Source organism: Bacillus sp. AR4-2, from assembly GCF_008274865.1.
GTDB lineage: Bacteria > Bacillota > Bacilli > Bacillales > Bacillaceae_G > Bacillus_A > Bacillus_A cereus.
In genome coordinates this window covers 5,126,926-5,147,642 of sequence record NZ_CP031062.1, presented here as the reverse complement: position 1 = coordinate 5,147,642, position 20,717 = coordinate 5,126,926, and the positions used below count along the sequence as shown (strand labels likewise).

Here is a 20,717-nt window from a genome sequence, read left to right as displayed (position 1 = left end):
AGAAGGTGTGAAAATCGCTTTTCAAAATTTCGTTTGGTATAATTATGGACAATCTATGAGGGCTAAAAGGGGTTTTGATATGAGATCAAAAGTAGTAAAAGTAATTCTACTCATTACAATTGCATCTTTCTGTTTATTTGCATATGGCTTTGTTTCAGGTGTAAATGATGTATTAAATCCGAAAGCTTCAAATTTAATTAAAAAGACCGATGTAGTGGCAAAAGAGAAAAAGAAAACGGGAACGTTACAAATCGTTAGTTTAGGTGATTCATTAACGCGTGGCGTTGGTGATAAAGAAGGAATTGGCTATGTTGGGCGAATGAAAGAGGATTTACAAAAAGATTATAAGCAAAAAATTGCATTAACAAATTTAGCAGTTAGTGGTGCAAAAATGCCCGATTTATTAAAACAAATTGAAAGTAATGGCGCTCAATATTCAATTAAGCAAGCAGATGTAATTGTGTTAACGATTGGTGGAAATGATTTGTTCCCAGGCTGGGAATCACTTGGGAAAATAGATTTAGAGACGTATCGTCCTGACACAGAGACGTTTCAAAATGAAGCAAAGAAAATTATAGGAGAAATTCGTAAATTAAATACAGATAGTCCGATTTTTTGGCTTGGTTTATACAATCCTTTTGAAGATGTAGAAGATTTAAAAGGGTCTTCAAACATTGTTGTGGACTGGAATGCATCTTTAGAGAAATTAGCGCTAAACGATAAAAATGTGTATATTACACCGACATTTGATTTATTCCAAAACCGCGGGAAAGATTTATTATACTCTGATCATTTTCATCCGAACGAAGTAGGTTATACGTATATGGCAGAACGTTTAGTTCAAAATGTTGTAAGTAAATTAAAACTAGAACAAGGAGGGGTAAAATGACGACGATACTTTCCGTACGAGACTTGAAGAAGGTAATTGGAAAGAAGACTCTTGTAGAGAATATTTCCTTTGATGTAAAGCAAGGAGAAGTGTTCGGGTTCTTAGGACCAAATGGTGCTGGAAAGACGACTACCATTCGAATGTTAGTCGGATTGATTAAGGCGACAGAAGGTACGATTTCTATCGGTGGTTATTCGATTAAGGAAAATTTCAGAGAAGCGATGCGTCAAATTGGGAGTATCGTTGAAAACCCAGAGTTGTATACATATTTAACGGGATGGGAAAATTTAAAGCAATTTGCTCGTATGTTAGGTGATATATCAGATGAACGTATTATTGAAATTGCTGAAATGGTTCATTTAGATGAAAGAATTCATGACAAGGTAAAAACGTACTCACTTGGTATGAAACAACGCCTTGGAATTGCGCAGGCGCTCCTTGGAAATCCGAAATTGCTCATATTAGATGAACCAACGAATGGTTTAGATCCAGCAGGGATTAGAGAACTTAGGGAATTTATACATAAGCTTGTAAAAGAAGAAAATATGAGCGTGTTTATTTCAAGCCACTTGCTAAGTGAAGTGCAAATGATATGCGATCGCGTTGCTATTATTCATAAAGGAAAGATGATAACAGTTGCCAAGGTTGAAGAATTAATTAAAACAGCAAGTGATCGTGTAGAATGGATTGTTACACCGACTTCTAAGGCGAAAGATATGCTAGAAGCGGCCGAAGAAGTAAGGGAAGTGAGTGTAGAAGGCGATCGATTACTATGCCGCATGGATATTGCATCTATAAGTAGTTGGAATAAACACTTTGTCGCAAATGAAATAGATGTACATAGCGTTAAGGAGCTTGTATTTACGCTAGAAGATTTATTTATTGAACTCACAAGGGGTGAGCAGCATGCGTGAATTTGCGAATCTAGTTTTAAATGAATCAGAAAAGATTTACCGCAAGAAACGTATTTTTGTTGTCATGCTTATTTTAGCAATCTTGATCCCGCTTTTTGTGTATGCGCAGTATCGTGAAATAGAAACGACACAAAAAAGACTCGGTACAACTGATTGGAAGGTTTCATTGCAACAGCAAATTGTTGATTCTCAGAACCGGTTGAACAATTCTAGGTTGCCAGAAGAATGGCGTGATTGGTTAAAGGTAAGAGTTGAGCAACAACAATATTATTTAGATCATGATATTAATCCGATGGCACCGGGTGCACCGACTTTTGTCAGAGCATTTATTGAACAAGGAATTACATTATTTATTCCGCTTCTCGTAATGATTGTCGCCATTGATATCGTTTCAGGAGAACGAAGTGATGGGACGATGAAGATGTTACTTACGCGGCCGATTCGGCGCTGGAAAATACTCCTTAGTAAATACGTGACGATGTTATTTTTCATTTCGCTCATACTGTTTCTTGTAGGTTTGTTTGCTTACATATTATCAGGGCTTGTATTTGGGTACTCGGGATGGAATTTACCTGTTTTAACAGGATTCGTCATTGATAAGGAAACGTTAAATACGAACTTTGTGCATCTTATTCCGCAGTGGCAATACATCTTAATGGCGTATGGACTAGCCTGGTTTGTTGCTATCGTTGTCGGAACTATATCATTTATGGTCTCTGTTTTAATTCGTAATACACCAGCTGGTATGGGCGTTATGCTAGCTGCATTAATTGCAGGCGGTATTTTAAGCTCGTTCGCAACATCTTGGGAAGGCGCCAAATATATTTTTAGTGTGAATTTATCATTAACGGATTATTTATCAGGAAAATTACCTGCATTACAAGGTTTATCGATGGGATTTTCTTTGATGAATTTAACTGTTTGGGCAGTTGTTTCTCTTGTTATTTCGTTCGTAGTATTTACAAGACAGGATATGGTGAATTAATTAGACAGGAAGTGACAGTATGGAAAATGTTTTAAAGAATGATTGGGAGCCACTATTGGCACCAGAATTCGAGAAAGAGTATTATCTTACTCTATCCAGTTTTTTGACAGAAGAATACAGCACGCATGTTGTTTATCCGAAGGTAGAAGATATTTTTAACGCTCTTCAGTATACAAGTTATGAAAATACAAAGGTTGTCATTTTAGGGCAAGATCCATATCATGGACCGAATCAAGCGCATGGTTTAAGCTTTTCTGTGCAACCTGGTGTTAAAACACCACCGTCATTGTTAAATATGTATAAAGAACTTCGAGATGAATATGGTTATGAAATCCCGAATAACGGTTATTTAGTAAAATGGGCGGAACAAGGAGTATTATTACTAAATACCGTATTAACAGTTCGTCAAGGCGAAGCAAATTCTCATAAGGGAAAAGGATGGGAGCACTTCACAGATCGTGTAATTGAACTGTTGAACGAACGTGAAAAGCCAGTTATTTTCATATTGTGGGGGCGCCATGCGCAGGCGAAGAAGAAATTAATTACAAATCCGAACCATCATATTATCGAATCTGTACATCCAAGCCCATTATCGGCAAGACGTGGTTTCTTTGGTAGTAAGCCATATTCTAAAATAAATACGATTTTAGCTAATATGGGCGAAAGAGAAATTGATTGGGAAATTCCAAATTTATAAATAGAAAAGGTAGTTAACAGTTGTTAACTACCTTTTTATTATCATTGTTGCTCGTTCTTTAATTTTGCATCTAGTACAAAAGTACCAAATGGGATAACTGATGAAACGAATGCTCCAAGTGCCCATAAAATTGATTTACGGTGTACGATTGTTACTTGAATTACTGCAAAGATGAATAGAATAAATAGAACACCATGAGCCATGCCTGTAATTTTAACAGCTGTTGCAAATCCTGCGAAATATTTCAATGGCATTGCTACAAATAATAGTAATAGGAAAGAAATACCTTCAACTAGTCCAATTGCTCTTAATCGTCCGATTGGTGTAGATAACATAAAGTAGCCTCCTTTAACGTATGCTTGTATATAGTAAATTTGTATTCTTTTTCAAAATAAAATAGTCTATTTTGTTTCATTATATACAAAAAGAAAGTTTACACTACGAGAATAGTGCAAAGTTCAAAATATAGTCACAAAAGCATGAGAATTTAAATAAAAACCTATTTGAAGTATTTGACTTCAAATAGGTTTTGTGAATGAAAATATTAAACAAGTACATCCGTTTTTAAAACGAATTTCTCTACAACTTTTGCAACACCATCGTTCATATTTGTATCTGTTACGTAGTTTGCAATTTCTTTAATATCATCAGGTGCATTGCCCATTGCAACGCCAAGACCAGCAAATTCAATCATTGCTTGGTCGTTATAGCTATCGCCCATTGCGATAACTTCTTCACGCTTAATGCCAAGCTTTTGAATCAGTTTGTTTAAGCTCGTTCCTTTTGTAACACCGGCTTCTGTAAATTCTAAGAAGAATGGTTTCGAACGCATCACGCTTAATTGGCCTTCTAGTTGTTTTTGTAGTTTCTTTTCAACTTCAACAAGGCGTTCAGCCTCTTTATTCATTAATACTTTTACTACAGGCTCTTTAACTGCGGCTTTAAAGTCATCTACTACAACAATTGGCATACCGGTAATATCGCCCTCAATTTCAGTATAAGGATTATTTTCTTCCGTTACGATATCATCGCCCATATAAGTATGAATCCATACATCTTCAGTTTGACTAATTTCAAATAGGTTGTGAACGATTTCAGGAGATAGCGTACTACTAAAGATTTCTTCGTTTGTTTTACAGTTAATAATTTTTGCACCATTAAAAGATAGAATGAAACTGCCGTATTCTTCTAAACGAAGTTCTTTGGCTACATTGCGCATACCAAACGTTGGACGTCCAGAAGCAAGTACAACCTTTACACCTTGCTCTTGTGCAGTCATTAACGCTTCTTTCGTACGAGGTGAAATAGTATGGTCATCACGTAATAAAGTATCATCTAAATCTAAAACAATCATTTTATAAGTCATATAGAAAATTCCTTTCTTTAATTGAAATCAAAATACATGTTCATGAAGATGTTGAGGAATAATAGTAAGACATCAAACCTCTTTGAAAAGAAGTAGATAAATTATTATGAGTTGTTGCTCATAATATTGGTTAATAATCATTGGGGAAGAATAAAACCCCAATGATTAAAGTTTGATTTTATCGTAACAACTCTAAAGGTAGAGTGCAATAATGGAAGTTTTCCAATTTAAGATATTTGTTTTGTAGCGGAACGAGAAAATAGTATTTCTAGCAAGATTGCCATTACAGATCCAAGAACGAGACCGTTACTTAAAAACGATGCTAGAAATGGTGGAAGGGTGGAATATGCTCCTGCTGGAACAAACATAACTCCGACTCCTGTAAAGATTGAAAGACCGGCTACTTTAAATAATCGTTCTTTATCCTGGACAGTTTCGTATTCTCGAAAGGCGAGACCAATCATGCTTGCGAATACAGGATAAATAGCGGCATAACCAACTGCAACAGGGATTGCTGCAAAGAATGAAGTAATCTTTGGAAATATACTAACGACAATAATAAAGCTTGACCCTAATATAAACGGGAGACGTTTATAAATATTAGTCGTTGCAATAAAACCTGCTGATCCAGAAATAGCGACAGGCCCAATAGCTGAAAATAGGCCGCCTAGCAATTGGTTGATTCCTGTTATAATGCCAGCTTGTTTAAAACGATCTGATGCAGCGTTTTCTTCATATTTAGAGACAACCTTTTGTACAACGCGAATACTTGCTAACATATTTGTTAGAAGTAAGAGTGTAACGAAAATGACCGTAATTACCATGTTCCATTCAACACGAGGCATTCCGAAAACAAATAAGGATGGAAAACGGATTATGTCTGTCACTGGTGTTATTGGATTAGATAATCCGAAACATGCGAATAATATCCAGCCGCATACGATACTGAAAAGAACGGAATATTGTCCAATAATAGGTAGCTTCATGATGAAAAAGGATAGTAAAATAACAATGAGTGAAAGAATAAATACGTTAGGTTGTACTTCTGTATGTTTTCCATCAAGGCCAAACATTCCCTTTAAGAAGGAGCCACTAAGCTGCGCGACAAGAAGAAATAAATACGTTCCAATGACTGTCGGTGTAAAATAGCGAACGAGTTTATCAATAAGTCCAAAAACGCTAAGAATAATACAAATAATACCGCTTAATAAGAAAGCATATTGAAGAACTTTAAGTGTCTCATTGCTTGATCCAAATAGCACGACGCCTAAACTTGCGTAAAGGGAGAAAATTCCCCACCAAAGGCCAGCAGGACCTTCTTGAATAGGAAGTTTATGCCCAAATATAGCTTGCAAGAGACCAGCAAAACCTAGAACAAATAACGTTCTTTGTACGAATGCGATAGCTTCAGCACCATCAAGGCCATAACTAGTTGCGACACTAATTGGTACAATAAGGCTTCCAGCTAAAATAAATAGTGCCCATTGTAAGGCGGAAAGAAATGTCTTCATTATATCAACCTCTTTCATAGATTCCGTATCTAGTATATACGTATTTTATTTCCACTGGCAAAGATGTAGATAGAGAAAAGAGTTGAAACACGGTATGAATGCACGTAAGCAATTATGGATAGCAGTTATATGTATGACTTTTGTTGTAATTCTAGGAACGATAGGATTTATGACGATTGAAGAGATTAGTTTGTTTCAAGCATTTTGGATGACAATGATTACTGTATTGACTGTTGGATACGGAGATGCCGTTCCTGTAACGCAAGCGGGGAAAGTATTTGCGCTTCTTATTATTCCTGTTGGCGTAGGTATTGTTACGTATGCAATTGGGGTAGTGGCAGCTATGATTATTGAAGGGAATTTATTTCATGCAGTACGGAGGAAGAAGATGGATAAACAAATAGCACAGTTGAAAAATCATATTATAGTATGTGGTTGCGGTAGAGTGGGGCTTCAAGTTGTACATGAATTGCAAGAAAAGAATATTCCGTTTGTCGTTGTTGATAAAGATGAAAGTATATTGGAGCAGGAAAAGCTTTTATTTGTACATGGAGATGCAACGGAAGATCAAGTATTACATAATGCCGGAATTTTAAAAGCGGCTGGTTTAGTTGCTATTGTTGCAAATGATGCCGAAAATGTATTTATTACATTAACAGCAAGAGGATTAAACGATACGATTAAAATTGTTGCGAGATCTGAAAAGCCAGAAACTGAAGAGAAATTAAGGCGCGCCGGTGCAAATAAGGTTATTAATCCATCTAGTATGGCAGGTATTCATATCGCAAAAGGTATTGCAAATCCATTAACCGTTCATTATATTGATACAGTGTTGTATGGAGTAGAACAGTCATTTGTCATTGAAGAAATTCTAGTTGGAAAAGATTCAATATTAGTTGGTAAATCGTTACTAGAGAGTAATGTAAGGAATCAGTTTGATGTAACAATATTAGCGATTTCAAGAAATGGGAATATTATACATAATCCGACAGGGCAGGAAAAATTGAAAGAACGTGATATGATAATAGTATTTGGTTCAGTAGAGAAATTGGGACAATTCGAGAAAGAATTACAAAGTACGAGGTGATAAGGAATGCAAATATCTAGCGACAAGATTTTAAATAAAATGGCGAATGAAATTGCGAAGGCGAAAAGTAGTGAAGGACAAAAGTCAAAAGAACATTTATTAGTTGTGCGTGCTTTATGTGACTTATTATTAGATGAACAAGTTGAAACATCTACATATAGAGAACCGCAAATTCCATCGCAAGTAATTGGATCACAACCAGTAACAACTATGCAACCAATTGCACCTGTTTCTGGGGAGCCAGTATATATAAAAGAAAGTGATGCAAACGGTAATTCTTTATTTGATTTTTAGAAGATAAATCGTTTGGCTTATATGAAAAAATTGCTTATGATAAAGGTAAAAAAGGGGAATTAAGATGAAAATTTTCTTTTTACTAGGTTGTATTGCAGCGGGGCTATCTGTTGCGTTAGGGGCCTTTGGAGCACACGGTTTAGAAAATAAAATTTCTGCAAAAATGTTAGAAGTGTGGAAAACAGGCGTTACATATCAAATGTTTCATGCAGGTGGACTATTCGTAGTTGCTTTATTGATGGATAAGGTTCAATCATCACTTTTAACTACTGCTGGTTGGCTAATGGTAGCTGGAATTATTATGTTCTCAGGTAGTTTGTATGCATTAAGTACGACAGGTATTAAGTTCTTTGGTCCAATTACACCTCTTGGTGGTGTAGCGTTTATTGTGGCGTGGATTCTAGTAGGGACTGCAGTTGTAAAAGGATTATAAAAAACAAAAGCTGGCATTTGCCAGCTTTTTTTATGGTCTTGGAGTATAAGTTGCTTGTTGACTAGGTAAATACGTAATTTCTTCTGGAAATTCTACGTAATCTAAGTAGATCATTAGTAGTAAATAGCGTTTTCCTGATTGCGGTTCACTAATAACGATATGGTCACGGCCAGCTGCTTCAATAATACCTGTATAAGATTGTGTGCCAAGGGAACTGCCACGTTCATAGGTCATTACAACCGTAGCTTGCTTACCTTTGTTTAAACGAAGGATATTTTCAATATAGGATTGCTCTAGAGGTAACATGCCTTGAGAAATTGCATATTGAGCTTGCGCAGCTTGAGCTGTTTGTTGTTGCATCGCTTGCTGCTGTTGTTGAGTCATTTGTTGCGGTTGTACATAAGTTCCAGATGGTTGATAAAAACCTGTTCCATAGTACGGATTTTGTTGCTGTGCCATTCAAAAATCCCTCCTCATTTTTATTCCTTAATATACGCTAGGGCAGTCTCCAGCAGATGGCTGGAAGAAGCAGTGCTTTTTAAAGCGACCAGAGTTTTGTTGGTTATACCAAGTTGGTGGACATGCACCTTCAGGTCTAAAGAACCATAAGGCAAAGTTGGCAGGCCAAAAACGTTGCCCTTGAATGGTCCGTCTCGCTAGGGCAATATCTTGTTCGCGTGCCCGTTGATAAAAATATCCTTTTTGCGTTGCTTCAAAACCGCCGGGGTTTTGATAAACCATTTGACGTAAATTACGAATGCTTTTAAAGTCTAAACAATTTCCGCGGACACGATTTACCCCAACGTTTCCGACCATTAACATTCCTTGTTGCCCTTCTCCTTCGGCTTCAGCACGCATCAGTCTAGCTAACAACTTTACATCTTCTTCGTTATAAGCAATAACTCCCATTATGTGTCACCTCTCTTTTTGGAATACCTTTTGGAAAGAGGTTTATCTCTAGATGAAGTGTGTAACAATTACTAGTTCATACGTATGAGGAAAAGGGCTCAGATATGACAACCAAACGAAGTTTTACATTGAGAGCGGAAAATAAAAAAAGCTAGCGTGAGCCAGCTTTTTTGTTAAAAAACTTTAGACCATAAGTTTGAGAAGAAATCACCAATAGAGCGCATTGTTAACACAAACCAATTTGCTTTTTCAACTTCCTCTGTCGTTTTTGCAGTAACTTTCATACTTTTACTACCGTCTAAGAAACCATATTTATCAGTTGATTCTAAAGTAATTGAGCCTACTTTGGCATCTTTCTTAATAGGAGCAACTAAATGTCCATCTTCAGCAAGAGATTTATCTAATTCAGTCCCAATTTTATAAGGTTCTTTGCTACCTTTTTTCGCAATTACTGTTATTTCTTTTTCGGGTGCAACAGTTACTTGGTCTTCTTTCCCTTTTACTACAGAGATTGTATTGTTCTTATTAACTTTTAGTTTTTGTTTTTCAAAGTTATTAAATCCATATTCGATTAATTCACGAGATTCTGTGAAACGTTCATCCATTGATTTTGTTTTAATAATAACCGAGATAAGACGTACATCACCACGTTTAGCAGTAATAGTAAATCCGTATCCAGCTGTATCAGAACTTCCAGTTTTTAAACCATCAGTACCTTCATAAGCGAAAGCAGCTCCTGGTAACATCCAATTCCAGTTTTCCATACGAATTGGTTTTGGGTGATTGTCTGGGAAGTTTCTAAATCTTTGTTTTGTATCCTCTAGCATTTCTGGATACTTTGTAATCATTGCTTTTGAAAGCATACCCATATCACGAGCTGACATAGAGTTTTCTGCATTTGGATCAGTACCCTCAGGATGTTTTCCTTTTAAGTCAGCGTTATTTAAGCCCGTAGCGTTTACAAATTTATATTTCTTTAATCCTAGCTTTTTAGCATGTTCATTTGCAAGATTTAAGAAGTTTTTCTCACTTCCTGCAAGAAGTTCTGCTAAAGCAATACTAGATCCATTTGCAGAGAATATAACAATAGAATGATATAATTCTTTTACAGTATATTGACGTCCTTTTTCGAACGGTACATTAGAGAATTCATTATTACGAGAGACTTCATAAGCGTAATCAGAAATATTTACTTTCGTATCCCATGTGATTTTTCCTTCTTTAATTGCTTCTAAAACAGCGTAAACAACAATTAATTTTGACATACTAGCAATAGCTAGCAATTCATCTGGATTTTGCTCGTGAAGTATTTTTCCTGTATCTGCATCAAATAAAAGTGCAGCCGCCGCCTCAATATGTATTTTTTCTTCCGCATGGGATGTTGTTACTCCTAAGGAAGAAATTGACAATACAAGCAATAGTAAAATAGACAAGATTTTTTTCATATAGATTATCACCTTCGCATCGTTATTTAGCATATAGCTCGTATCATTTTAGCATATCTTTACATATAAAAAGGTTACAATTTTACAAGAAATTTGAAAAAATGTTGGTTTTTCTTCAAAAGTGCAGAAAAAAGGAGATTTTTGAGGATAAATATAGAGAAGAATAAAAAAAGGAACGAATTTCGTTCCTTTTCACCATTTATATGTGTAAAAATTTCTCTACTTTTTCGTCTGGTAAAATGTTTCCAACGAAGAATGTTCCAAATTCACCATAACGAGCACTTACTTCATCGAAGCGCATTTCGTATATAAGTTTCTTAAATTGAAGAACATCGTCAGCGAATAATGTTACGCCCCATTCGAAATCGTCGAATCCAACAGATCCTGAAATCACTTGGCGTACTTTACCTGCGTATTGACGACCAATTTTACTATGGCTGTACATCATTTTTTTACGTTCTTCCATAGGAAGCATGTACCAGTTGTCATCACCTTGGCGACGCTTATCCATTGGATAGAAGCAAATATGATTTGCTTTCGGTAATTCAGGATATAAACGAGCTAAAATTTGCGGGTTTTGGTATGGATCCTCATCAGCTGGAAGGTAGTTGCTTAATTCAACAACAGATACGTAAGAATATGCAGGAACCATATATTCAGCTAAAGTTGTTTTATTCAATTCTGTCTCAATTTCATTTAACTCTTCCATTGTTGGACGTAAAATCATAAGCATAATATCAGCTTTTTGGCCAACAACTGTATACATTGCGTGACTACCTTTTTTCGCAGTAGCTACTTCGTTCCATTTTTCAACGACATTTAAAAATTCAGACACTGCTTGTCCGCGTTCGTCGCTAGATAATGTTTTCCATGCAGCCCAATCAATAGAACGTAAATCATGTAAACAATACCAGCCATCTAACGTTGTTGTTGCTTCACTCATTCTATTCACCTCAGTTAATGATAGTTTTACACGTTAACTATAGCATATATAGTTTTAAAATCATCTATATAAAACCTTGGCGCATAAAATTGTCACATTTAAGTGTTTAAGCAAGGTGAATTTAACGGCTGAATTTTATGAAAATATAATCATTTTTATTTTATCTATTTTTTGGGAGCTATAAGTTTAAAATATAGAAGAAAAGCAGTATTCTTAAAGATAGAGTTTTTTTAACATATGTAGGAGGGTTTATTCGTGAGCAACTTATTTACAACAGTAAAAGAAAAAGTTCAAGGAAAAGGCATTTCTATCGTACTTCCTGAAGGAACTGATGAAAGAATTTTAGGCGCTGCAGAGCGTTTAGCAAAAGAAGAGTTAGTAAAACCAATCTTAGTTGGTAATAAGGAAGAAATTAGCGCAAAAGCTGCTAGCATGAATTTAACATTAGCAGGCGTTGATATTTACGACCCAGCTACATACGAAGAAATGGATGCAATGGTAGCATCTTTCGTTGAACGCCGTAAAGGTAAAGCAACTGAAGAAGACGCTCGCAAAATCCTTAAAGACGAAAACTACTTCGGTACAATGCTTGTATACATGGGCAAAGCACACGGTTTAGTAAGTGGTGCAGCTCACTCTACAGCTGATACAGTTCGTCCAGCACTTCAAATTATTAAAACAAAACCAGGCGTTACAAAAACTTCTGGCGTATTCATCATGGTACGTGAAGAAGAGAAATATGTATTCGCTGATTGCGCAATTAACATTGCACCAAACAGCCAAGATTTAGCTGAAATCGGTATCGAAAGTGCGAAAACTGCTGAGTTATTCGGCATTGATCCACGTGTTGCTATGTTAAGCTTCTCTACAAAAGGTTCTGCGAAATCTCCAGAAACAGAAAAAGTTGTAGAAGCAACTCGCATTGCAAAAGAAATGGCTCCTGAGTTAACTTTAGATGGAGAATTCCAATTCGATGCTGCATTCGTACCATCTGTAGCTGAGAAAAAAGCTCCAGGTTCTACAATTAAAGGTGATGCTAACGTATTCGTATTCCCAAGCTTAGAAGCTGGTAATATCGGCTACAAAATCGCTCAACGTTTAGGTAACTTCGAAGCAGTAGGACCAATCTTACAAGGCTTAAACATGCCTGTAAATGATCTGTCTCGTGGATGTAACGAAGAAGAAGTGTACAAGTTAGCTTTAATTACAGCAGCTCAAGCACTTTAATTCTATAATGAATTGAAATAAAGACCGTCGCTATTATAGCGACGGTCTTTATTTTTCTAAGCCAAGTGCTTTATTATTACGATCAATAATACGTTGTAAATTCGTCTCATATAAAGGAATCTCGTCTATTGTTAATTGAGATGTTGTTAACTTTGGAGCGAATTGCTGCAATGTTTTTAAAAGACGCATCATTAAATCTTGTACTGTAATGGTTTCGCCAAGTAATTCTGAGAGTGAGGCCATCGTACTTGGTACAATTTCAGGGTACGTAAAGCGTGTTTCTTCCCCTTGAATTGCTAGGTTGTAGAAATCACGAACGAGTGCGGCGCGCTCAGAGCCACTTCCGGTAGCACAGAGGTAAATTTGGACAGCGACACCCCCGCGAATACGACGTTGTGAAATACCAGCGAATTTTTGATCGCGAATACTTAAGTCATAACTACCAGGACAGTAAGAGCCAACAATTTCTTTTGCCTCGATAGTAACGTCGTAATCCTTTAACATCTCCTTAATCAAATGCCACATTGTATCGTATCCAAGATCGATATCGATACCTTTTTCTGTTTCTTGAAATAAAAGTGATACATTTAAAACACCTTCATCAAGCACGACCGCAAGCCCGCCAGAATTACGAACAATGACATTGAAGTTGTTTTGTTTTAAAAAAGAAATACCTTCTTCTAAATGCGGAAGGCGTGAATCTTGAATGCCAAGGACAATTGTATTGTGATGAACCCAAGAACGCATTGTTGCGGCTGACTTGCCATTTCCAATGCTTGTGCATAATGTGTCGTCCATTGCGAATGACTGAAGTGCATGGAATGTTGGTCCTAAACTAGATTGATCTACAATGCGCCACTCTGGCTGAGATAAAATGGAACGGGAATTGCTCATATAACTAACCCCTTATCTTTAAAATGACAATCTCTATTATAGCAAAAAATGAAGAATGGAGTTTTCTCACATATAAAGGGGGAGCTTAGAGGTGAAATAATAAAAAGGATGCATTACATGCATCCTTCTTATTCTGCAATTTTTTCTAAATTACCGTTTCGGTCCATTCGGAAAGATGTTTGAGAACGTTCTTCGTCATCCATGACTGCCAATTTACGAGCACGGTTCATAATGTTCATAAGTGTTTCGTAATCTTCTTGTACAGTATGAGATTGCTTTTCTAATTTTTCTAGTTTCTTTTCTAGTTCCTCATTCCGAAGGATTTGTGCTTTAATTTCTTGTTTCAATCTCGTATTCTCGTTTTCAAGAGCTGTCACTTTTATATTTGAAGATCCGACTGTTTGTAAAAAATAAATAACATCTTGCATTGTCATAGAGCTTCTTGCAGCAGGAGCAGTAGATTCTTGATATGGAATAGCTTCTTTATATTGTACGATTGATTCTTCTTGTACTAATTCTTCATAATCAGTTATCGAATCTGAAGCTGGTGGTGTATAAAGTAAACGTTTTTTCGCTTGTTCACCGCTTGCAGCACGCATTTTATCTTTACGATGTTTTTTTGCTAGTTGAAGAGCTTGTTCATAGCTATAGCGAACAACAGCATTCCAGCGGAAACCACAAGCAGCAGATGTACGATTTAACTGATCCCCTACTTCCTCAAATGCATTTAATTGCGTACTTCCTTCTCTAACATGACGAAGTACCGTTTCAGCAAGTAATAAATCATCCTCATCTGTCCAAGCATCTTGTCTTACTTTCATAGATTCAACTCCCTTTCTTTTTATGAACTTCCTATTTTTATAATGGGCAAAAAAATAAACTTTTATACAAAGCTTTTAAAAATATGGTAGATTTCGATGAAAGGTAAAAATTTTCCCATGAATGGTGAGCGCTTCTGTAGGAGAGCATATAAATATGTAGCAATATGTAGAGAATAGGCTTTGTAGGGAAACTTGCAACGAGCTTCAAAGAGCGGTAAAATACCATTTAGTGTTTATTTTTAAATGTACTTGAGAAAAGTTTAAAATAGAGGAAGTGTTATATAATGGGAAACGAGTTTCGCGTGTGCGATGACTGTCAGGCAACGAACGTTAAAACGTTAGTTCCGAAGCTAAAAAAAGTAGATTCATGTGCAACGATTGAAGTTGGATGTCAGTCTTACTGTGGTCCTGGTCGTAAAAAATCATTCGCATTTGTAAATAACCGTCCAGTTGCGGCTCCAACAGAAGATGAGTTAATCATGAAAATTGAAGCAAAGTTAAATAAGTAAGAAAAAGAAGAGTGAAAAGATTCCTCTTCTTTTTTTATGCCCATAAGAGGAATGGTTTATTCTGCGAAAGTAATCTTGTGTGGATGAACGTTTTCTAAAGGATGGACATAACTTTTGTATTAAAATTCCAATTTATATAAATTTATATTTCAAAATAATGGTTGACAGTCTTTTAAAGCGATAGGTAGAATAGAAGTGTCTGATTCTGAGAATCATTATCAGGGAAATAACAATTCACCTAATTTTTTTATTACTATTTGAGAATAAATTTCATTTCAATAAATATATGTTATTGGTTAGGATGGTTGAGGGATGGAAGCGAGCGCAAGCAGTATAGAACAGCAAGAAGAGAATGTTAAAGAGATTAAGAGCAGACCGCTCATCGCTTCTATTATTTTAGTAGCGGGTACAATTTTGTTAGCTTTAAGCATGGCAGTTTCTATTTCTTTTGGGGCTGCAGATATTAGTTTAAAGACTGTATGGCAAGCTGTATTTCAGTTTGATGGATCTATTACACATCATAACGTAATTCAAGAGCTTCGCATGCCTAGAGCAATAGGGGGCGTAGTTGCAGGTGCCTTTTTAGCGGTATCAGGAGCAATTATGCAAGGTATGACGCGAAATCCACTTGCTTCACCATCGTTAATGGGGATTACAGATGGAGCTGTATTTGGAATTGCAATTATGTATGCATTTTTCCCTAATTCACCTTATTTAATGTTTGTTATCGCATCTTTTATTGGAGCTGCGTTTGGTGCAAGCATTGTATATGGAATTGGATCTTCTTCACCAGGTGGATTAACACCTGTGAAATTAGCTTTAGCAGGTGCAGCTATTAGTGCTTTATTAGGGGCAATTTCATCTGGAATCGCATTGTATTTCAATCTTGCCCAAGAGGTGAGTATGTGGAATGCAGGCGGAGTCGCTGGAGTGAAATGGCAAAGTATTAATATGTTAGTGCCAATTGGCCTTGTTTGTCTTTTTATCGCAATTATGATGTCGAGATATATTACAATTTTGAGCTTCGGTGAAGAAATTGCAATTGGACTTGGTCAAAATACGACATTGATTAAATTTATCGGAACAGTACTTGTTCTTGTTTTAACGGGTTCCGCAGTTTCCATGGCAGGATCAGTTGGATTTGTTGGTCTTGTAATTCCGCATATGACTCGTTTCCTCGTAGGCTCGGACTATAGATGGGTTATTCCATGTTCTGCGGTCTTAGGTGGGCTGTTAATTGAATGTGCAGATATGTTATCTCGCGTTATTAACCCGCCATTTGAAACGCCAATTGGAGCAATTACAGCGCTAATTGGGGTTCCATTCTTCCTCTACTTAGCACGTAATGAAGGGAGAGGAAAGATGTGAGGACGAGTGTCTTAACAAAAAAGAACATTTCTATATTAACGATTTTAGTAGGACTAATCGTTTCTATATTTCTTATTAGTTTAAATACAGGAACTTTTAAAATCCCGCCAATGGACGTATTAAAGTCATTGGTTGGACTAGGGGCTGAAGATCAGTCTGTTATTTTATTTGAATTCCGTATGCCGCGTATGGTAATTGCTATACTAGTCGGATCTGCTTTAGCTATGTCAGGCGCGATTTTGCAAGGTTTATCACGAAATCCGCTTGCTGATCCAGGTATTATAGGTATTAATGCTGGAGCGGGATTAACAGTTGTTATATTCGTCTACTTCTTCTTCGGAAAAGTAGGGACTGGTACATTTTTATCTGTATTCATTCTTCCATTCTTCGCACTAGTTGGAGCGATATTAGCAGCGGTAATTATTTATTTACTAGCATGGAAAGACGGCGTTTCATCGACTCGATTAATACTAGTCGGTATTGCCGTTGCAGCTGGATTTGGAGCTGTTAGTTTAATTTTCTCTATGAAGATGACATCTAACGATTTTCGTTTTGCTACGATTTGGCTGGCGGGAAGTCTATGGGGGACAGATTGGAAATTCGTATTAAGTGTACTTCCATGGATGGTTATTTTCTTACCGCTTGCTATAAGTAAAGCACACATATTAAATGTAATGAACCTAGGCGATTCTACAGCAGTTGGCCTTGGTGTAAACGTAGAAAAAGAAAGACGTAAATTATTATTTATTGCAGTTTGTTTAGCAGGTGCATCTGTTGCTGTTGCCGGTGGAATTGGCTTTATCGGTTTAATGGCCCCGCATTTAGCAAGGCGCCTTGTTGGTGGTAAACATCAAATTATGTTGCCCACAGCTGCGCTAATAGGAACGTTTTTACTTTTATTCGCAGACGTAATTTCAAGAAGTGTACTAACAACTTCAGAAATACCAGTCGGTCTTGTTATTTCTGTAATTGGTGCACCGTATTTCATTTATTTACTTATGAGGACAAAATAAAGGGAGGCTTTTCGTATGGCAACTTTAGCGGTGGATGCGGTATCTGTTGGCTATAATGAAGGTTTAATTATTGATGGGTTAACAGTTGAAATTCCGGAAGGGAAAATTACAACAATTATTGGACCAAATGGTTGTGGGAAGTCCACATTATTAAAAACGGCGTCTCGTATTTTGAAGGCAAAGCAAGGTACTGTTTATCTTGACGGAAAAGCAATTGAGAAACAGCCAACGAAAGAAATTGCAAAGAAAATGGCGATTTTACCACAAACTGCAGAAGTACCAACGGGTCTTACTGTATTTGAGCTTGTGTCATATGGAAGATTCCCTCATCAAAAAGGGTTTGGCACGTTGAAAGAAGAGGATTATCGCTACATTAACTGGGCACTTGAAGTGACAGGAATGAAAGAATTTGCGAATCGTCCAGCAGAAGCGCTATCAGGCGGTCAACGTCAACGTGTTTGGATTGCAATGGCTCTTGCACAAGGAACAGAATTACTTGTATTGGATGAACCAACGACGTACTTAGATATGGCTCATCAATTAGAAGTATTAAACTTATTGAAAAAGTTAAATGAAGAAGAAGGTAGAACGATTGTTATGGTTATCCATGACTTAAATCACGCTTCTCGTTTCTCAGATCATATGATTGCATTAAAAGCAGGTAAGTTAATGAAACAAGGAACGCCAGATGAAGTTATGACAAGTGAAACACTTCGTAACGTATTTGAGATTGAAGCTCAAATCGTTCCATGTCCAGTAAACTGTAAGCCAATTTGTTTAACATATGATTTAGCGATGATTAGTAATCAATTGCGTAAAAAAGCATAAGTAGAACCCCCTCGTGAAGAGGGGGACTTCTAATGGACGTTGAGCTTCTTATATAAGAATGGGAAGTTGAACGCCCGTTAGAATGGGTTATTAACAACAATTAATAAATATATATTGATTAATTGTTATCTTTGTTTCTTATAGTTCGTTGTAACTTATAAGATAAATACAGCTAGAAGGAGTGGGAACATGAAGAATTTTAAAATGGCACTATTAGCAATGGTACTAGTTGTGACTTCTGTACTATTTGCAGCTTGTTCTAACAAAGAAGAAGAAAAGAAAGCAGATGCAAAGACTGAAGAGCGCACTGTAAAACATGCAAAAGGGGAAATTAAAATTCCTGCAAACCCAAAGAAAATTGCTGACCTTAGTGGTTCAACAGAAGAATTATTAATTTTCGGTATGAAACCGGTTATTACTGCTAATACATCTCAAGAAAAAATTGATGCACATATTGAAAAGAAACTAAAAGACGTTAAACCAGTTGGTTCTGCTTGGGGCGATAAAATTAACATCGAAGCAGTAGCTGCTGCAAAACCAGATTTAATTCTTGTAAATAATCGTCAAGAAAAGATTTATGATCAATTATCTAAAATTGCACCAACAGTTATGTTAAACACTCCATTAGATCAATGGCGTCCAAAATTTGAAGAAGTAGGTCAAATCTTCGGTAAAGAAAAAGAAACAAAAGAATGGTTCAAAAAGTATGATGAAAAAGCAAGCAAATTACATGACAAAATCGTTGCTAAAACTGGTGAAGCAACATTTATGAAAATGGCTGCATATCCAAATGCTTTCCGCGTATACGGTGACTACGGTTACGGTAGCGTAATCTTTAATGATTTAAAACTACCAGCAGTTAAAGGCACACCAACTGATAAACCGTTAGTACAAGTACAAAAAGAAGCTTTAATCGATTACAACCCAGATTACTTATTCGTGTTTACAACTGGTGACGGTTCTCAGCGCTTGAAAGAATTCCAAGAAGAATCAATTTGGAAAAACATGAACGCTGTTAAAAACAACCACGTATTTACAATTAAAAATGAAGACTTAAACAAAGGTTACTTCCCACTTGGGAAAGATATGATCTTAGACGAAGTTGCTGAATTCGTTTTAGGTAAATAATGTATAAAGGAAATCACTTTTACTTCGGTAAAGGTGATTTTTTCTTTTTATAAAGGGAATTAATACAGTCTTTCATTTCTTTCTGTTTCTCATTTCGTTTATAATATAAAGTAAGAATGTAGTAAAGAAAGGGGGATGTCGGAAAGTGGTATATTTAAACGACAAACTCAGCGAAACAAAAGTGTTTAAAGACCCAGTACATAAATATGTGCACGTGCGTGATCGTGTTATTTGGGATTTAATCGGAACGAAAGAATTTCAACGCTTGCGTCGTATTAAGCAGCTTGGAACGACATTTTTTACATTTCACGGTGCAGAGCATAGTCGCTTTACTCATTCGTTAGGTGTATACGAAATTATTCGTCGTATGATTGATGATGTGTTTGATGGCAGACCAAATTGGAATGCTGAAGATAGATTGTTATGTTTATGTGCGGCATTACTTCATGATGTCGGCCACGGCCCATTTTCTCACTCGTTTGAAAAAGTATTTTCATTAGATCATGAGAAATTTACGCAAAAGATTATCGTTGGCGATACGGAGATTAATGATGTATTAAGTCGTGTTGATAAGGAGTTTCCACAAAAGGTAGCAGATGTAATTGCAAAAACGTCTACTAATAAATTAGCGATTAGTATGATTTCAAGTCAAATTGATGCGGATCGTATGGATTATTTATTAAGAGATGCTTATTTTACAGGCGTAAAGTACGGAAACTTCGATATGGAACGTATACTGCGTGTAATGCGTCCGTATGGGAATCAAGTAGTCATTAAAAATAGTGGTATGCATGCTGTTGAGCATTACATTATGAGTCGTTATCAAATGTATTGGCAAGTATATTTCCACCCGGTAACGCGAAGTGCAGAAGTTATTTTAACGAAGATTTTACACCGTGCGAAATCACTGCACGAGAAGTATTATACATTTAAAAATCATCCTGTTCATTTCTATTCTTTATTTGAAGAAGAAGTAACAGTAGAGGATTATTTAAAGTTAGACGAGAACGTTATGTATTACTACTTCCAAGTATGGCAGGAAGAAGAAGATCCAATTTTAAGCGATTTATGCCGCCGTTTTATGAATCGAAATCTATTTAAATATGTAGAGTTTACAGATAAACACGGTTTAGATAATTGGATGGAATTAAGTAGTTTATTTAAAAAGATTGGACTTGATCCGGAGTATTATTTAGTAGTTGATTCAACATCAGACTTACCGTATGACTTTTATCGTGCAGGAGAAGAAGAAGAGCGTCTACCAATCCTACTTCTTATGCCAAACGGAGAGCTTAGAGAGCTTTCACGTGAGTCGGATATTGTTGAGGCGATTACAGGTAAGAAAAGAACGGATCAAAAGCTATTCTATCCACATGATTTAATCTATGAAGATGGAAGAAAAGGAAAATATAAAGAGAGAATTATTGAGTTGTTAGAAGGAAAGAAATAAGAAGCA

General features: G+C 36.3%; 23 protein-coding genes. 14 read left to right on the top strand and 9 right to left on the bottom strand.

Annotation, left to right across the window (positions count from 1 at the left end):
• Window positions 1-7 precede the first annotated feature (7 nt).
• From DN399_RS26640 to DN399_RS26625, 4 genes are read left to right on the top strand one after another with little or no spacing between them, the layout of a single operon-like run.
• A complete protein-coding gene (locus DN399_RS26640; RefSeq protein ID WP_141444333.1) occupies window positions 8-889 on the top strand; it encodes an SGNH/GDSL hydrolase family protein in 882 nt (293 codons plus the stop codon).
• The gene (locus DN399_RS26635) at window positions 886-1,803 is read left to right on the top strand and encodes an ABC transporter ATP-binding protein (protein ID WP_149150093.1); all 918 of its coding nucleotides are present in this window, start codon (window positions 886-888) and stop codon (window positions 1,801-1,803) included. The genes DN399_RS26640 and DN399_RS26635 overlap by 4 nt, the downstream gene beginning before the upstream one ends.
• A complete protein-coding gene (locus DN399_RS26630; protein WP_001206477.1) occupies window positions 1,796-2,788 on the top strand; it encodes a DUF2705 family protein in 993 nt (330 codons plus the stop codon). The genes DN399_RS26635 and DN399_RS26630 overlap by 8 nt, the downstream gene beginning before the upstream one ends.
• Window positions 2,789-2,807: 19 nt before the next feature.
• On the top strand, window positions 2,808-3,485 hold the full coding sequence (locus DN399_RS26625; RefSeq protein WP_000432519.1) for a uracil-DNA glycosylase: 678 nt from the start codon (window positions 2,808-2,810) through the stop codon (window positions 3,483-3,485).
• Between the two features lie 41 nt (window positions 3,486-3,526).
• Here DN399_RS26625 and DN399_RS26620 read toward each other — a convergent pair whose 3' ends face one another.
• From DN399_RS26620 to DN399_RS26610, 3 genes are all read right to left on the bottom strand, one after another.
• Window positions 3,527-3,820: a DUF3817 domain-containing protein gene (locus DN399_RS26620; protein ID WP_000953396.1), complete on the bottom strand. Its 294-nt coding sequence runs from the start codon at window positions 3,818-3,820 to the stop codon at window positions 3,527-3,529.
• Window positions 3,821-4,029: 209 nt separating this feature from the next.
• A complete protein-coding gene (locus DN399_RS26615) occupies window positions 4,030-4,851 on the bottom strand; it encodes a Cof-type HAD-IIB family hydrolase (RefSeq protein WP_000221395.1) in 822 nt (273 codons plus the stop codon).
• 227 nt (window positions 4,852-5,078) lie between these two features.
• Complete coding sequence (locus tag DN399_RS26610; protein WP_149150092.1) at window positions 5,079-6,362, bottom strand: purine/pyrimidine permease; 1,284 nt, start codon at window positions 6,360-6,362, stop codon at window positions 5,079-5,081.
• A 94-nt stretch (window positions 6,363-6,456) separates the two neighbouring features.
• Between DN399_RS26610 and DN399_RS26605 the strand changes: the two genes are divergently transcribed.
• From DN399_RS26605 to DN399_RS26595, 3 genes are all read left to right on the top strand, one after another.
• The gene (locus DN399_RS26605; RefSeq protein WP_000993984.1) at window positions 6,457-7,449 is read left to right on the top strand and encodes a potassium channel family protein; all 993 of its coding nucleotides are present in this window, start codon (window positions 6,457-6,459) and stop codon (window positions 7,447-7,449) included.
• 6 nt (window positions 7,450-7,455) lie between these two features.
• Complete coding sequence (locus tag DN399_RS26600; RefSeq protein WP_001167352.1) at window positions 7,456-7,743, top strand: YwdI family protein; 288 nt, start codon at window positions 7,456-7,458, stop codon at window positions 7,741-7,743.
• A 64-nt stretch (window positions 7,744-7,807) separates the two neighbouring features.
• Window positions 7,808-8,176, top strand: coding sequence for a DUF423 domain-containing protein (locus DN399_RS26595; RefSeq protein ID WP_000688315.1), 369 nt, complete (start codon window positions 7,808-7,810; stop codon window positions 8,174-8,176).
• Between the two features lie 30 nt (window positions 8,177-8,206).
• Here the strand turns inward: DN399_RS26595 and gerQ are convergent, their stop codons facing one another.
• The 4 genes from gerQ to hemQ all read right to left on the bottom strand — a co-directional run bounded on the left by gerQ (window position 8,207) and on the right by hemQ (window position 11,473).
• On the bottom strand, window positions 8,207-8,635 hold the full coding sequence (gene gerQ / locus DN399_RS26590; protein WP_000068652.1) for a spore coat protein GerQ: 429 nt from the start codon (window positions 8,633-8,635) through the stop codon (window positions 8,207-8,209).
• A gap of 27 nt (window positions 8,636-8,662) precedes the next feature.
• Window positions 8,663-9,085, bottom strand: coding sequence for a cell wall hydrolase CwlJ (gene cwlJ, locus DN399_RS26585; protein ID WP_000538167.1), 423 nt, complete (start codon window positions 9,083-9,085; stop codon window positions 8,663-8,665).
• Window positions 9,086-9,258: 173 nt separating this feature from the next.
• On the bottom strand, window positions 9,259-10,530 hold the full coding sequence (locus tag DN399_RS26580) for a serine hydrolase (RefSeq protein WP_000722867.1): 1,272 nt from the start codon (window positions 10,528-10,530) through the stop codon (window positions 9,259-9,261).
• Window positions 10,531-10,729: 199 nt separating this feature from the next.
• A complete protein-coding gene (gene hemQ / locus DN399_RS26575; protein ID WP_001287595.1) occupies window positions 10,730-11,473 on the bottom strand; it encodes a hydrogen peroxide-dependent heme synthase in 744 nt (247 codons plus the stop codon).
• A gap of 255 nt (window positions 11,474-11,728) precedes the next feature.
• On the opposite strand from hemQ, the gene pta reads away from it, so the two are divergent.
• Window positions 11,729-12,700, top strand: a complete 972-nt coding sequence (pta, locus tag DN399_RS26570) for a phosphate acetyltransferase (RefSeq protein WP_000067215.1) — start codon at window positions 11,729-11,731, stop codon at window positions 12,698-12,700.
• Window positions 12,701-12,748: 48 nt separating this feature from the next.
• On the opposite strand, the gene lipL is transcribed toward pta, so the two are convergent.
• Window positions 12,749-13,594, bottom strand: coding sequence for an octanoyl-[GcvH]:protein N-octanoyltransferase (gene lipL / locus DN399_RS26565; RefSeq protein ID WP_000071951.1), 846 nt, complete (start codon window positions 13,592-13,594; stop codon window positions 12,749-12,751).
• Window positions 13,595-13,722: 128 nt separating this feature from the next.
• Entirely contained in the window at window positions 13,723-14,415 is a 693-nt protein-coding gene (locus DN399_RS26560; RefSeq protein ID WP_000868358.1) for an RsfA family transcriptional regulator, read from the bottom strand.
• Window positions 14,416-14,699: 284 nt separating this feature from the next.
• On the opposite strand from DN399_RS26560, the gene DN399_RS26555 reads away from it, so the two are divergent.
• The 6 genes from DN399_RS26555 to DN399_RS26530 all read left to right on the top strand — a co-directional run bounded on the left by DN399_RS26555 (window position 14,700) and on the right by DN399_RS26530 (window position 20,711).
• A complete protein-coding gene (locus DN399_RS26555; protein WP_149150091.1) occupies window positions 14,700-14,924 on the top strand; it encodes a YuzB family protein in 225 nt (74 codons plus the stop codon).
• Between the two features lie 312 nt (window positions 14,925-15,236).
• Window positions 15,237-16,292 carry a FecCD family ABC transporter permease gene (locus DN399_RS26550; protein ID WP_000388294.1) on the top strand — a complete coding sequence of 352 codons (1,056 nt, stop codon included), beginning with the start codon at window positions 15,237-15,239 and terminating at the stop codon, window positions 16,290-16,292.
• Window positions 16,289-17,305 carry a FecCD family ABC transporter permease gene (locus tag DN399_RS26545; protein WP_001260757.1) on the top strand — a complete coding sequence of 339 codons (1,017 nt, stop codon included), beginning with the start codon at window positions 16,289-16,291 and terminating at the stop codon, window positions 17,303-17,305. The genes DN399_RS26550 and DN399_RS26545 overlap by 4 nt, the downstream gene beginning before the upstream one ends.
• A gap of 15 nt (window positions 17,306-17,320) precedes the next feature.
• Complete coding sequence (locus DN399_RS26540) at window positions 17,321-18,133, top strand: ABC transporter ATP-binding protein (RefSeq protein WP_000212068.1); 813 nt, start codon at window positions 17,321-17,323, stop codon at window positions 18,131-18,133.
• A gap of 189 nt (window positions 18,134-18,322) precedes the next feature.
• Window positions 18,323-19,261 (top strand): ABC transporter substrate-binding protein, encoded by a 939-nt coding sequence (locus DN399_RS26535; RefSeq protein ID WP_000787724.1) that lies wholly within the window; start codon window positions 18,323-18,325, stop codon window positions 19,259-19,261.
• 145 nt (window positions 19,262-19,406) lie between these two features.
• A complete protein-coding gene (locus tag DN399_RS26530) occupies window positions 19,407-20,711 on the top strand; it encodes an HD domain-containing protein (protein ID WP_000262730.1) in 1,305 nt (434 codons plus the stop codon).
• Window positions 20,712-20,717: the final 6 nt, after the last annotated feature.